The 13,528-nt window shown below is 69.2% G+C and carries 12 protein-coding genes and 2 tRNA genes; 9 read left to right on the plus strand and 5 right to left on the minus strand.

Annotated features, from left to right (window positions below; all coding sequences use genetic code 11):
- The first annotated feature begins 17 nt into the window (after window positions 1-17).
- The 7 genes from DEJ24_RS01645 to pknB all read left to right on the plus strand — a co-directional run bounded on the left by DEJ24_RS01645 (window position 18) and on the right by pknB (window position 9,235).
- The gene (locus tag DEJ24_RS01645; protein WP_110902921.1) at window positions 18-698 is read left to right on the plus strand and encodes a DUF3662 and FHA domain-containing protein; all 681 of its coding nucleotides are present in this window, start codon (window positions 18-20) and stop codon (window positions 696-698) included.
- Window positions 695-1,261 (plus strand): FHA domain-containing protein, encoded by a 567-nt coding sequence (locus DEJ24_RS01650; protein WP_111076999.1) that lies wholly within the window; start codon window positions 695-697, stop codon window positions 1,259-1,261. The genes DEJ24_RS01645 and DEJ24_RS01650 overlap by 4 nt, the downstream gene beginning before the upstream one ends.
- Before the next feature lie 7 nt (window positions 1,262-1,268).
- Complete coding sequence (locus tag DEJ24_RS01655; protein WP_110902919.1) at window positions 1,269-2,639, plus strand: Stp1/IreP family PP2C-type Ser/Thr phosphatase; 1,371 nt, start codon at window positions 1,269-1,271, stop codon at window positions 2,637-2,639.
- Window positions 2,636-4,075, plus strand: a complete 1,440-nt coding sequence (locus tag DEJ24_RS01660) for an FtsW/RodA/SpoVE family cell cycle protein (protein WP_111077000.1) — start codon at window positions 2,636-2,638, stop codon at window positions 4,073-4,075. Before DEJ24_RS01655 ends, DEJ24_RS01660 begins: the two co-directional genes overlap by 4 nt.
- Complete coding sequence (locus DEJ24_RS01665) at window positions 4,072-5,526, plus strand: penicillin-binding protein 2 (RefSeq protein ID WP_111077001.1); 1,455 nt, start codon at window positions 4,072-4,074, stop codon at window positions 5,524-5,526. Before DEJ24_RS01660 ends, DEJ24_RS01665 begins: the two co-directional genes overlap by 4 nt.
- Window positions 5,523-7,253 (plus strand): protein kinase, encoded by a 1,731-nt coding sequence (locus tag DEJ24_RS01670; protein WP_111077002.1) that lies wholly within the window; start codon window positions 5,523-5,525, stop codon window positions 7,251-7,253. Before DEJ24_RS01665 ends, DEJ24_RS01670 begins: the two co-directional genes overlap by 4 nt.
- A gap of 152 nt (window positions 7,254-7,405) precedes the next feature.
- The gene (pknB, locus tag DEJ24_RS01675; RefSeq protein ID WP_258374639.1) at window positions 7,406-9,235 is read left to right on the plus strand and encodes a Stk1 family PASTA domain-containing Ser/Thr kinase; all 1,830 of its coding nucleotides are present in this window, start codon (window positions 7,406-7,408) and stop codon (window positions 9,233-9,235) included.
- A gap of 74 nt (window positions 9,236-9,309) precedes the next feature.
- On the opposite strand, the gene DEJ24_RS01680 is transcribed toward pknB, so the two are convergent.
- Complete coding sequence (locus DEJ24_RS01680; RefSeq protein WP_111077004.1) at window positions 9,310-9,948, minus strand: aminodeoxychorismate/anthranilate synthase component II; 639 nt, start codon at window positions 9,946-9,948, stop codon at window positions 9,310-9,312.
- An 83-nt stretch (window positions 9,949-10,031) separates the two neighbouring features.
- On the opposite strand from DEJ24_RS01680, the gene DEJ24_RS01685 reads away from it, so the two are divergent.
- The gene (locus tag DEJ24_RS01685) at window positions 10,032-10,286 is read left to right on the plus strand and encodes a cell division protein CrgA (RefSeq protein WP_110902913.1); all 255 of its coding nucleotides are present in this window, start codon (window positions 10,032-10,034) and stop codon (window positions 10,284-10,286) included.
- Window positions 10,287-10,669: 383 nt separating this feature from the next.
- Here the strand turns inward: DEJ24_RS01685 and DEJ24_RS01690 are convergent, their stop codons facing one another.
- Both DEJ24_RS01690 and DEJ24_RS01695 read right to left on the minus strand, forming a co-directional pair.
- Window positions 10,670-11,521, minus strand: a complete 852-nt coding sequence (locus DEJ24_RS01690) for a rhomboid family intramembrane serine protease (protein WP_111077005.1) — start codon at window positions 11,519-11,521, stop codon at window positions 10,670-10,672.
- A 5-nt stretch (window positions 11,522-11,526) separates the two neighbouring features.
- The gene (locus tag DEJ24_RS01695; RefSeq protein ID WP_111077006.1) at window positions 11,527-12,066 is read right to left on the minus strand and encodes a peptidylprolyl isomerase; all 540 of its coding nucleotides are present in this window, start codon (window positions 12,064-12,066) and stop codon (window positions 11,527-11,529) included.
- A gap of 114 nt (window positions 12,067-12,180) precedes the next feature.
- Between DEJ24_RS01695 and DEJ24_RS01700 the strand changes: the two genes are divergently transcribed.
- Entirely contained in the window at window positions 12,181-12,741 is a 561-nt protein-coding gene (locus DEJ24_RS01700) for a hypothetical protein (protein WP_110902910.1), read from the plus strand.
- 535 nt (window positions 12,742-13,276) lie between these two features.
- Here DEJ24_RS01700 and DEJ24_RS01705 read toward each other — a convergent pair.
- A tRNA-Ala gene (locus tag DEJ24_RS01705) sits at window positions 13,277-13,349 on the minus strand.
- A 53-nt stretch (window positions 13,350-13,402) separates the two neighbouring features.
- A tRNA-Ile gene (locus DEJ24_RS01710) sits at window positions 13,403-13,479 on the minus strand.
- Between the last annotated feature and the right edge of the window lie 49 nt (window positions 13,480-13,528).

Consider the following 13,528-nt stretch of genomic DNA (forward strand, 5'->3'; position numbering starts at 1 on the left):
CCGAGAACGTGGGGACCATGGGCTTACTGGACAACTTCGAGCGAGGGTTGGAGCGCGCCGTCAACGGCGCGTTCGCGAAGACCTTCCGCTCCGGTGTGCAGCCGGTCGAGATCACCGCGGCACTGCGGCGTGAACTCGACACCAAGGCTGCCGTGGTCTCCCGCGAGCGCATCCTCGTACCGAACGAGTTCACGGTGCGGCTCGCTCCGCCGGACCACACCCGGATGAACGACGTCGGGCGGCCGCTCATCGACGAGCTCACGCAGCGGGTGCAGCAGCACGCGGTTGCGCAGAACTACTCGTTCTCCGGCCCCGTCACCATCCGCCTGCAGCAGGACGGCACCCTCTCCACCGGCATCCTCGAGATCGACTCGACGACGGTGCAGCGTGACGTCGCCTGGGTCGCGGTCCTCGACATCGGCTCGCAGCGCCACCGTCTCCAGCGCGGCCGCACCGTCATCGGCCGCGGCACGGACGCCGACATCACGGTCGCCGACACCGGCACGAGCCGCAAGCACGTCGAGGTCCTGTGGGACGGCAAGCACGCCCAGGTGAACGACCTCGGGTCCACGAACGGGTCGAAACTCAACGGTGAGCGCTTCAGTCAGGCGATCCTCGAGCCGGATTCGACCATCGAGATCGGTCGGACCCGTATGGTGTTCCGGGTGATCCCGGAGAACGACGGAGGTGCGCGATGACCACGGGCCTGACCCTGCTCGTCCTGCGCTTCGCGTTCCTCGCGGTGCTGTGGCTGTTCGTCTTCGTGATCGTCTTCGCGCTGCGCAGCGACCTCTTCGGTCAACGCGTCCGTGCGATCCCGACCGATCCCAAGGCCGGCCCGTCGACACCGACCACCCCGCCGATGCCGGCCGGTGCCGGGACCGCAGCCGCAGCCTCCGGGGCGTCACCCAGCGCCTTCACGGAGCTGATCGGCCAGGCCAGTGCCCCGACGGCCTCCCCCGCGGGAGCGGTCGCCACCCGTCTCGTCATCACCGAAGGTGCTCGTGAGGGCATGGAGATGCCCCTCGGCGGCGGCCCCATCACGATCGGACGCTCCAGCGAGAGCAACGTCGTGATCCGCGACGACTACACCTCCACGAACCACGCCCGGCTCGACCTGCAGGGCGGCGCCTGGGTGCTGACCGACCTCGGATCGACCAACGGCACCTTCGTGGGCGGCCAGAAGGTCACCGTCCCCACCACCGTGGCGGAACGCACCCCGATCACCATCGGGACGACGACGTTCGAGCTGCGGCGGTAGTCCCGGGATGACGGCTCGCACGCTGAGCGCCGCTGTGTCCCACGTGGGACGCATCCGCGCGAACAACCAGGACTCCGGCTACGCCGGGCAGCACCTGTTCGCGGTGGCCGACGGCATGGGCGGGCACGCCGGCGGCGACGTCGCCTCCGCCATCGCGATCCGGCGGATCCGCGAGGTCGACCGCGAGTTCCCGTCCGCGCACGACGCCGAGTTCGCGCTGCAGTCGGCACTGATCGCCGCGAACCAGCTCATCACCGAGACGGTGTTCGAACACCAGGAACTGACCGGCATGGGCACCACGGTGAGCGCCATGATCCGGGTCGGCGACCAGCTGGCGATCGCCCACATCGGCGACTCGCGCATCTACCGCTGGCGTGACGGCGAGCTGCAGCAGATCACCGCCGACCACACGTTCGTGCAGCGGCTCGTCGACAGCGGCCGCATCACGCCCGAAGAGGCCGCCGTGCACCCCCGCCGCTCGGTCCTGATGCGCGTGCTCGGGGACGTCGACGCCGCACCGGAAGTCGACACCGCGATCATGGACATCCGCCCGGGCGACCGGTGGCTGCTGTGCTCCGACGGGCTGTCGTCGTACCTGGCGGAAGAGCGCATCCGGCACGCGCTCGCGTCGACCATGGACGCCAACCAGGTGACGCAGCGCCTGGTCAAGGAGACGCTCGACCACGGTGCGCCCGACAACGTCACGGTCGTCGTGCTCGACGTCACCGACTCCGAGCCGGGCGACGACGACGACGCGGCCACGACGGTCGGTTCGGCCGCAGCCCCCCTCACCTTCGAGGCGTCGACCGGCCGCAAGCCGATCCGGCTCCCCACCATCCTGCTCCACCCGCTCAAGGTCTCGAGTGCTCCGGAGGACTCGCACTTCGAGCCCGAGTCGGACCAGTACTTCGCCGAACTCATCGCCGAGGACCGCCGCCGACGGGTCCGACGCCGCGTCTCGTGGTCGATCGCGCTCGTCGTCGCGATCCTGGCCCTCGTCGGCGCACTCTTCCTCGGCTACCGCATCGTGCAGGACCACTACTACGTGGGTACGGACCGCGGTTCGGTCGCGATCTACAAGGGCGTCCAGCAGTCGATCGGTCCGATCGCGCTGTCCGATGTCTACGAGGACACCGACATCGCGCTGACCGAACTGCCCGACTACACGCGTGAGAACGTCCGGTCGACGATCAACGCGACCTCGCTGCAGGACGCGCGGGCGATCGTCGAGCGCCTGCGCACCGCCGCCGCCACCGGCCAGGACCAGAGCGGGACGGGAGGCTCGGCCGACTCCCCGACGTCGTCACCGTCCGCCTCCCCCTCCGGGTCCGCGACGCCCCGCACCCCGTCACCCTCTCCGTCGAGGAGCGCACGATGAGCGCCACGACCGCACCCTCGTTGACCCAGGCGATCACGATCAAGCTCCGGGAGCCGGCCCGCGCGCGGAACCTCGAGCTCGTGCTGCTCGTCATCGCGTGCGGCATCTGCGCGGGGGCCATGGTGCTCGTGCAGCTCGGGACCAAGGGCCGGGTCTTCGACACCTCGGTGCTCTGGACCGCGGCCTCGATCCTCGGCCTCGCGCTGGTGATGCACGTCATCCTGCGGATCGTCGCGAAGAACGCCGACCCGTTCATCCTCCCGGTCGCGCTCGTGCTGAACGGCATCGGCATCGCCGAGATCTACCGGATCGACATCCACAACGGCGTCGAGGGCTGGGCGGCGATCGGCGTGAAGCAGATCGCCTGGACGCTGCTCGCGATGGTGTTCGCGATCGCGACGATCCTGCTCGTGCGCAACCACCGGTTCCTGCAGCGCTACCGGTACATCTTCATGCTGCTCACGATCGTGCTGCTCCTGCTGCCGATGCTGCCCGGCATCGGCACGAACATCGGCGGCGCTCGGGTCTGGATCCGGATCGGACCGTTCTCGTTCCAGCCGGGCGAGCTCGCGAAGATCACGATGGCGCTGTTCTTCGCCGGCTACCTGGTCACCGCGCGGGACAGCCTGTCGATCGTCGGCCGGAAGTTCCTCGGCATGACGTTCCCGCGCGCCCGAGACCTGGGCCCGATCCTCATCATCTGGGGTGTGGCGATGAGCGTGCTGGTGTTCCAGCGCGACCTCGGCACGGCGCTGCTGTACTTCGGCCTGTTCCTCGTGATGATCTACGTCGCGACCGCCCGGCTCAGCTGGGTCGTGATCGGCCTCGTCCTCTTCGTCGGCGGCGCCCTCGTCGCGGCGAGCGTCCTGGTCTACGTCCAGGGCCGGTTCGAGCAGTGGCTCGACCCGTTCGACCAGCAGATATTCCTGCGGCAGACGCAGGGCAGCTACCAGCTCGTGCAGGGCCTGTTCGGCTTCGCCAACGGCGGCATCACGGGCACCGGCCTGGGGCAGGGCCGTCCGTACATCACGCCGGTCGCCAACGCCGACTACATCATCGCCTCGATCGGTGAAGAGCTCGGTCTGATCGGCGTCTTCGCGGTCCTCGGTCTGTTCGTCGTCCTGGTCTCCCGGGGCATCCGGGTCGGGTTCATGGCGCAGGACGACTTCGGCAAGCTGCTCGGCATCGGGTTCGGCTTCACGATCGCCCTGCAGGTCTTCGTCGTCGTCGGCGGCATCACCCGGATCATCCCGGTCACCGGACTCACCACGCCGTTCATGGCGGCGGGTGGTTCGTCCCTCGTGGCGAACTGGATCATCGCGGCGATGCTGCTGCGCCTGACCGACTCGATCCCCGCCGAACAGCGCATCCAACAGGGTGCGTTCTCGGAGCGGGGCAACACCGGCCGTGGCCGGTCCAGGAAGGAGCGCCGGTGAACCGCCAACTCCGCGGCGTCTCGACCGTCGTCGTGCTCATGTTCGTCGCACTCTTCGTGTCGACGACGTCCATCCAGTTCTTCGCGGCGGACTCGCTCCGCGCCGACAGCCGGAACTCCCGAACCATCCTGGACAGTTACTCGACCAAGCGCGGTGCGATCCTCGTCGACGGGAAGCCGATCGCCGAGTCCACCGCGGTCGACGACCAGTACCAGTACCAGCGCAAGTACAACAACGGCGAGCTCTACTCGGCCGTCACCGGCCACTTCACGATCGGCCAGGGCAACTCCGGCATCGAGAGCGCAGAGAACGCCGTGCTGTCCGGCAACAGCGACGACTCGTTCTTCCAGAACCTCAACGCGATCCTCACCGGCCAGGACGTCCAGGGCGACAACGTCAACCTGACGATCGACCCCGACGTGCAGCAGGCCGCGTACGACGCCCTCGGTGCGAACACGGGTGCGGTCGTCGCGATCCAGCCGAAGACCGGCAAGATCCTGGCGATGGTGTCGAAGCCGGGCTACGACCCGAACACGCTCACGTCGCACGACACCAAGGACGTCATCGCGCGCTACCAGGCGCTCGAGTCCGACGCGTCGAAGCCGCTGGCGAACCGTGCCATCGCGGGCGACCTGTACACACCCGGATCGGTGTTCAAGCTCGTGGTCGCCTCCGCGGCACTGGCGAGCGGGGACTACACGCTCGACTCGACGCTCCCGAACCCGTCGACCCTGACCCTGCCGGGCAGCAGCTCACGGATCAACAACGCCGAGGGCGGCAGCTGCGGTGGTGGCGACGAGGTGAAGCTCCGCGTCGCGATCCAGTACTCGTGCAACATCCCCTTCGCCGAACTCGGTCGGAAGCTCGGGTACCAGGCCATCAAGAAGACCGCGGACGAGTACGGCTTCGGCAGCGTCATCGACGTCCCGACCTCGGCGACCCCGAGCCAGTACCCGGAGCCCGAGTCGACGGCCGAGCTCATGCTCAGCTCGTTCGGTCAGGCCAGCGACCGCGTCACCCCGCTGCAGATGGCGATGGTGTCCGCCGGCATCGCGAACGGCGGCCGCGTCATGCAGCCGTCGCTCGTGGAGTCGATCGAGACGAGCGACCTCAAGACCGTCGACTCGTTCTCGCCGAAGCAGTTCAGCGCCCCGCTGTCGTCCGACGCGGCTTCCGACCTGACCGAGGCGATGCAGAGCGTCGTCAACGCGGGGACCGGAACGAATGCGAAGATCGACGGTGTCGACGTCGCCGGCAAGACCGGGACGGCCGAGGGCGGCACGGGCGATCCCTACACACTCTGGTTCACGGGCTTCGCCCCGGCCAAGGACCCCGAGGTCGCGGTCGCCGTGGTCGTCGGGAACGGCGGCGGGCTCGGGCAGTCCGGAGTCGGCAACACGGTCGCGGCTCCCGTCGCGAAGAAGGTCATGGAGGCGGTGCTGAACAAATGAGACCCACCAGCGGACTCACCTTCGGTGGGCGGTACCAGCTCTCCTCCCGAGTCGCCATCGGCGGCATGGGAGAGGTGTGGCAGGCGACTGACCTCGTCATCGGGCGCACCGTCGCCCTGAAGATCCTCAAGGACGAGTACCTCGGCGACCCCGGGTTCCTGGAGCGCTTCCGCGCCGAGGCCCGGCACGCCGCACTCGTCAACCACGAGGGCATCGCCAACGTGTTCGACTACGGCGAGGAAGACGGCAGCGCCTACCTCGTGATGGAGCTCGTCCCCGGCGAAGCACTGTCGACGATGATCGAGCGCGAGCACACCCTGCCCGTCGACAAGGTCCTCGACATCGTCGCCCAGACCGCGAACGCCCTGCAGGCAGCGCACGCGGTCGGCCTGGTGCACCGTGACATCAAGCCGGGCAACCTGCTCATCACCCCGGACGGCCGCGTCAAGATCACCGACTTCGGGATCGCACGCATCGCCGACCAGGTGCCGCTCACCGCGACGGGCCAGGTCATGGGCACCGTCCAGTACCTCTCGCCCGAACAGGCGAGCGGCCACCCGGCGTCCCCGTCCACGGACGTCTACTCGCTCGGCATCGTCGCGTACGAGTGCCTGGCAGGTCGGCGACCCTTCACGGGTGAATCGCAGGTCGCCATCGCGATGGCGCACATCAACGACCAGCCGCCGGCGCTCCCGGGGACCGTCCCGGAGCCGGTGGCGGCCCTCGTGATGTCCTGCATCGCGAAGAAGCCCGTTGACCGGCCGGCGACCGCGGCCAACCTCGCCCGCGCTGCCCAGGCCCTCCGTCGCGGAGACGTCGCCGCGGCGACCGTGGCGGTACCGGCGATCGGCGGTGCCGGGACGGTGGCGTTCAACCCGCCCCCCGGCAACGACGCAGCCACTGCCCTCATCGGCACCCAGGCCAACGCACCGATCGTCGGTGGCGGTGCGCCGCGCAGCCCCGCCGGCCCCGAGGACGACACCGAAGAGAAGAAGAGCCGCGCCTGGATCTGGTGGCTCGTCGGCGCGGTCGTGCTCATCGCGGCGATCGTGATCGGTGTGCTCGTCTTCGCGAACGGCGACCCGGACCCGAAGCCGTCACAGACCCAGAGCAGCGCTCCGCGGCCGACGAGGTCGCAGACGCCGAGCCAGGAACCGTCGGCCACCCCGTCCGACACCCGCACGACGATCAACCCGGCCGACTACGTCGGGCGGGCGACGGACCAGGTCCAGACCGAACTGCAGAGCATGGGCTTCGCGGTCCAGGTGCAGGACGGCGACCCGGCCGAGAACGCCGAGCAGGCGAACACCGTGCAGTCGATCAGCCCCACCGGCAGCCTGTCGGACGGCGCGCTCATCACCCTGCGCGAGTTCACCGCGCCGCCGTCGGTGAACAAGCCGAACACTCCGAGCGCCGGCGCGGTCTCCGCCACCGGAGCGGTGCGGTTCAGCTGGTCGACCGCCACCTGCCCGACCGGGTACACCGTCTCGAAGTACTCGTGGACGGTCTCCGGCGGCAAGGACTCCAGCGGCGCGACGAGCGGCGACACCTCGGAGACCTCGGTCGACATCCAGGCGGACCAGGCCGGCGACGACGTCACCCTGTCGTACACCGTCACGTGCGGGAACCTCGCCGCGTCGAGCAGCTCCGACCCGGCCACGGCCACATGGGTCGCACCGGTGGAGCCCACGGACGCACCGTCCTCGACGGCGACGCCGCAGGACTGACGCGCCACACGCACCACCGCCCGGGGCCCCGACACGGAACGTGTCGGGGCCCCGCCACGTTCCGGTAACGGTTGCCCGCGGAGCGCGGTCAGCCAGCCTCCCCCCAGAGACCCCTGCCGTACACTTGCCCGGACGGACATTCGGAGGAGTACGTGCCTGAAGGTGTGACCGCGGGGATCACGCTCCTCGCCAACCGGTACGAGATCGGTGACGTCATCGGACGCGGCGGCATGGCCACCGTGCACGTCGGCACCGACACGCGACTGGGCCGGCGAGTGGCCGTGAAGCTGCTCAAGCCGAGCCTCGCCAACGACCCGGCGTTCCGCACGCGCTTCCGGCAGGAGGCCCAGGCCGCAGCCCGTATGGCGCACCCGACGATCGTCCGGGTCTACGACGCCGGTGAAGAGACCGTGCGCGAGAACTCCGGCGCCGAGGTGCAGGTCCCCTTCATCGTCATGGAGTACGTCGAAGGTCGCCCGCTGAGCGAGATCGTCGCCGAGGGCCCGGTCGTGCAGGAAGAGGCCGCGCGCATCGTCGAGGGCATCCTCACCGCGCTCGAGTTCTCCCACCGCGCCGGCGTCGTGCACCGCGACATCAAGCCCGCCAACGTCATGATCACCCACTCGGGCCAGGTCAAGGTGATGGACTTCGGCATCGCGCGCGCCATCACCGACACCTCGGCCACGGTGGCGCAGACCACGTCGATCCTCGGCACCGCGTCGTACTTCTCGCCGGAGCAGGCCCGCGGCGAGGTCGTCGACGCCCGCACCGACCTGTACTCGACCGGCATCGTGCTGTTCGAGCTCCTCACCGGGCACCCGCCCTTCCGGGGCGCATCGCCCGTGGCCGTTGCCTACCAGCACGTCAGCGAGCAGCCCGTCGCACCGTCGACCCTCACGTCGACGGTGTCACCGGCCCTCGACGCCGTCACGCTGCACGCCCTCGTGAAGGACCGCACCCGCCGGTTCCAGAACGCCGCCGAGTTCCGCCGGGACCTGCAGCAGGCGGCCGCCGGCCACGTCCCGATCTCGAAGAAGAAGCTCGCGGCCGCCGCCGCGGACGACGCCGCACTGCTGTTCGGGGTCAACCCCCGCGCCGCCGCCACTGCCGACGTCACGTTCCGCGAGCTCGACGACACGCAGGAGCGCCGTCCCCAGCGGACCCAGAACCGTCCACCGGTCGCCTGGATCTGGCTCGGCATCGTCCTGACCATCGCCGTCATCGCCGGGGTGGCCTACTTCGTCGCGAACCTCGAGCCGGGCAAGCCTCCGGTGAGCTCCTCGATCAAGGTCCCGAGCGTCTCCGGCCATACCTTCGACGAGGCCCAGGCGACACTCGAACGACGGGGTCTCAAGGCAGTCCGCGACGACGAACCGTCCGACGACGTGGACGAGGACGACGTCATCCGGACGGTCCCGGGTTCCGGTACCTCGGTGGCGCGGGACCAGGACATCCGCATCGTCGTCTCGACGGGGCCGGAGCAGATCGCGGTCCCCGACGTCCAGTCGCAGACGCAGGACGCTGCGACGAAGGCCCTCGAGTCCGCCGGCTTCTCGGTCGGAGCGGTCAGCTCGGACTACTCGCCGACGGTTCCCGAGGGCACGGTCCTGAGCAGTGACCCGGCGTCGGGCGGCACCCAGGCGAAGGGCTCGGTCGTGAACCTCGTCGTGTCCAACGGCAAGGTCCAGCTGCCGGACGTCACGCAGCAGCCGTTCGACACGGCCCGTTCGACCCTCGCCGGCCTCGGGCTCACCGTGCAGCCGGCGCCGACGTACGCCTGCACGGGCACCACGGTGACCCAGCAGAGCGTCCCCGCGAGCGACGTCGCCCAGGGCAGCAGCGTCACGCTGACCTACTGCGCCGGCACCGCCCAGCCGCAGCGGCAGCCGTCGCGACAGCCGGCGGCCCCCTCCGACCCTGGAGCGGACAACGGCGGTACGACCGGCGGCGGCGCGACCCTGAACCAGGGCGACGACGGCTGACGGCTGGGAGCGTCCTCTGCGCCTGCGCCTGCGTCAGGTCAATCCGGGGATCCGGGGATCCGGGGATCCGGAGATCAGCGTCCGGAGATGAGCGGGCCGAGACCGACTGCGCGCTCGGCTGCGCCGCTGAGCCCGGCCGTCTCGAGCCAGTTGCCCACCATCCGGTACCCGCCCTCGGTCAGGACGGACTCCGGGTGGAACTGCACGCCGTAGACCGGTGCGCCGCGGTGCTGGACGCCCATGATGACGCCGCCCGCGGTCCGGGCCGTGATCGTCAGTTCGTCGGGCACCGTGCCGTCGACGATCGCCAGCGAGTGGTACCGCGTGGCCGTGAAGGGGTGCGGGACGCCGGCGAAGAGCACGCTGTCGTCGTGGTCGACCTGTGACGTCTTGCCGTGCATGAGTTCGTCGGCGTGGGTGACCGTGGCTCCGAGAGCCTCCGCGATCGCCTGGTGTCCGAGGCAGACGCCCAGCAGGGGCTTGTCAGCGGCGATGGCCGCCCGCACGGTCGGGATCGAGACGCCGGCGTCGGCCGGGGTGCCGGGGCCGGGAGACAGCAGCACACCGTCGTACTCGGCGATGCGGTCGGCGATCTCCTCCACCGGGAACGCGTCGTTGCGGACGACGTCGGTGTCCGCCCCGAGCTGCTGCACGTAGCCGTTCAGGGTGTACACGAAGCTGTCGTAGTTGTCGACGACGAGGATCTTGGTCATGGGCCGTCCACCGTACTCGTGTGTGATGTGAGTCCCGTCCGACGGGGCGGGAACGCACGCATGGTGACGGTAGGATACCGGCCATGGCCATGGACAAGGACCGCACCAAGCCCGCCCGGACGACCCGAGCCGACTCGGTCGACACCGCGGGGGACCAGCCGAACCCCGTCTGGTTCAAGCCCGTGATGTTCGGCTTCATGCTGATCGGACTCGCGTGGGTCATCGTCTTCTACGTCTCCGGCGGCACGCTGCCGGTCCCGTCGCTGAACTCGTGGAACATCCTGATCGGCTTCGGCATCATGTTCGTTGGCTTCCTGATGACGACGCGGTGGCGCTGACCGCCTGCTCCCCACTTCCTCGACGCCCGTCGCACCGCTCCTGGTGCGACGGGCGTCGTCGTCTTTCCACAACCTGCGGGCGCCCCGCAACGCCGGCCAGGAGGCCCAGGGCGCGTTGTCCACAGATCGTGCGGTTCTCCACACAACTGTCCCCACCCCTGATGCCTGGTTTTCCACAGGCTCCTCCACAGTGGGGATAATCACACCGGTGTAACTCACGATGTTGTCCCCAGGTGTGGAGAACTCGGGCGGCAGGTGTGGAGAACTGACGCGCGCTTCCCTCCACCGTCCGACCGATGGGTCGGTCGCCAATGCAGAACGCCCCACCGAAAGCGATCGGTGGGGCGTTCTATGAAGCCGTCAGGCTGGCGTGCGCTGAGGCGTCAGCCGGTGGTGACCGCGTACCCGACGAAGCAGAGCGCGATGGCGACCACGGCCTCCAGTCCGAGCAGCGTCACCTGCAGGCCCCGCTGCCGGACGTTGCGCGTCCGGGCGAACACGAACCCGGTGACGAAGCCGGCGATGATGCCACCGACGTGCGCCTGCCACGAGATGTTCGTGCCGGGCAGGAAACCGATCACCAGGTTCAGGCCGATCACGACCAGGAGCGACACGGCGTTGTTGCCGAGGCTGCGCTGCAGGACGAAGAACGCCGCGAACAACCCGAAGATCGCGCCGGACGCCCCGACGACCCAGGTACCGGGTGCCAGGAAGGTGACGAGCACCGAGCCGCCGACCCCGGCGATGCAGAACAGCGCCAGGAACCGCCACGTCCCGAGCAAGTTCTCGAGCATCCGACCGAAGATGAACAGCGCCCACATGTTGAAGGCGAGGTGCAGGAACGTCGAGTGCACGAAGAGCACGGTCACGATGCGCCACGGCTGCGTCGGGAGCAGCGCCGAGTTGTACGCCAGCCACTGGCTCAGGAACCCGCCGGTCACCTGGTCGAGCAGCCACACGGCCACCGACACGGCGACCAGGACGACCGTCGCCTTCTGGTCGAGCATCGCGAACCGGCGCCGAGCGACCGTCAGGCTGCTCGGACCGGACGCGCGACGGTTCTCGGTGAACTTCGCCCGCTGCTCACGCACGCACTCGGGGCAGTGCACCCCGACCGCTGCCGGCGTCTGGCACTCCGGGCAGATGGTCCGCCCGCAGCGTTGGCAGAGCACGAAGCTCGGCCGGTCCGGGTGCCGGTAACAGGTGTTGGACGAAGCCGAGGTGGAGTCGGTCACTCGGTTCAGACGTCCTCGACGTCGATGCTCTGGATGACGACGTCCTCGACGGGCTTGTCACGACCGTCGGTCGGGACGCCCTCGATCGCGTCGACGACGGCACGGGACTCGTTGTCGGCGACCTCACCGAAGATGGTGTGCTTGCCCTGCAGCCAGGGGGTCGCCACCGTGGTGATGAAGAACTGCGAGCCGTTGGTGCCACGGCCACCCTGGAGGCCGGCGTTCGCCATGGCGAAGATGTAGGGGTTCTGGAAGGTGAGCTCCGGGGAGATCTCGTCGTCGAAGCGGTAGCCCGGGCCGCCGATGCCCTGGCCGAGCGGGTCGCCGCCCTGGATCATGAAGTCCTTGATGATGCGGTGGAAGACGACACCGTCGTAGAGCTTGTCGGTCGACACCTTGCCGGTGCCGGGGTGCGTCCACTCCTGGGTGCCGGTCGCGAGACCGACGAAGTTCTGGACGGTCTTCGGTGCGTGGTTGCCGAACAGGTTGACGCGGATGTCGCCCTTGTTGGTGTGGATCGTTGCGACAGCGGTGTGCAGAGACATGACCCGATTCTCGCATGTGCCGCTGGATGTGCACGGGACGCACAGCCGGGGTTCCGTGACCTGTCAGGCGCTCGGGTGGCAGTATGGGGTCACGTCGACCCATGGAGGTACCGAATGTCGATCGACATCCCGCGTAAGCGCCGGAAGCAGATCAAGAAGCTCAAGGGCAAGACCGCGACGCTCCTCGGTGAGCAGCGCAAGGTCCTGGAGCACGCGAACGCCATCCTGGCCGAGGCTCGGGGGCACGCAGCCGATGCCGCTCGGAAGGACCTCGCCCCTCGCGTGCAGAACGCGATCGACAACGGGCTCCGTCCCGCGGTCGCAACGGGCGTGCACGCCGCGACCTCTGCCGCGCAGAGCGCCTCGCACCGTTTCCAGTCCGAGGTGGTGCCCGGCCTGATCTCCACCGCCGGCTCCGTGCTCAGCGTCGGAGACCTGGCGAAGGACCCGCGCGTGCAGAAGATCGTGAAGGAAGCACAGAAGCGCGGCGGGAAGTTCCTCAAGCAGGCTCCCGTCCCGCAGAAGAAGGGCATTGGGTTCGGTGGGGTCGCCCTCATCGTCGTCGGTGTCGTGGCGGTCGCGGGTGCTGCGTACGCGGCGTACCAGACGCTCCGCGCTGACGACGACCTCTGGGTCGCCGACGACGCGGACAACGCGGGCAAGCCCGCCGCCTGACCTCCTGGTTCGCTCGAAGGGCCCCGGCACTGCGCCGGGGCCCTTCGTCGTTCCCGGGGCCCGGGGCCCTTCGTCGTTCCCGGGGCCCGGGCGCCGGCCCCGACCCGAGCCGCCCGAGGTCGCACGACTCGCCGCCACCCCGACGCCGAGGTCCCACAATCCGCGCAGCTCGAGCGCCGAGAGCAGCACATTCGGGGACCTCGACGGACAGCGCGCGGCACGTCGCGCGACCACGGCGCGGCCAGGGCGCGACCGACGAGGGTGACACCACGTGGGGACCGACGCCCCAGCGAGCACGGCGCCCCAGCAGAGCCCCCGGACGTGCGTCGTGTCGGAGCTCGAGGTCGCACAACACGCCGTGACCCAGTCGCTGAGGTTCCACAATCCGCGCACCTCGACCGCCGAGAGCTCCACATTCCGGAACCTCGACGGACAGCGCACGACGCACGCGCCGCAGGGGCCGCGGCTCGGAGGAGCACGACGACCGCAACTGGCGGAGCGAGGAACGAGCGGAGCAGAGCTCACGCCGAGGGAGTGGAGCCTAGGAGATTCGAACTCCTGACATCTGCCTTGCAAAGGCAGCGCTCTACCAACTGAGCTAAGGCCCCGGAGCGACCGGACCGGACGCAACGTCGAGAGTTCCGACGCGGGAGTTGAGTTGTGGTGGGGCTACAAGGACTTGAACCTTGGACCTCTTCGTTATCAGCGAAGCGCTCTAACCGCCTGAGCTATAGCCCCTCAGACCGGATGAAAGCCTACCCCACGATCGCGCCTGAGCGAAATCGAG

Origin of the sequence: Curtobacterium sp. MCPF17_001 (genome assembly GCF_003234615.1) — a bacterium.
In the GTDB taxonomy this organism is placed as follows: Bacteria; Actinomycetota; Actinomycetes; order Actinomycetales; family Microbacteriaceae; genus Curtobacterium.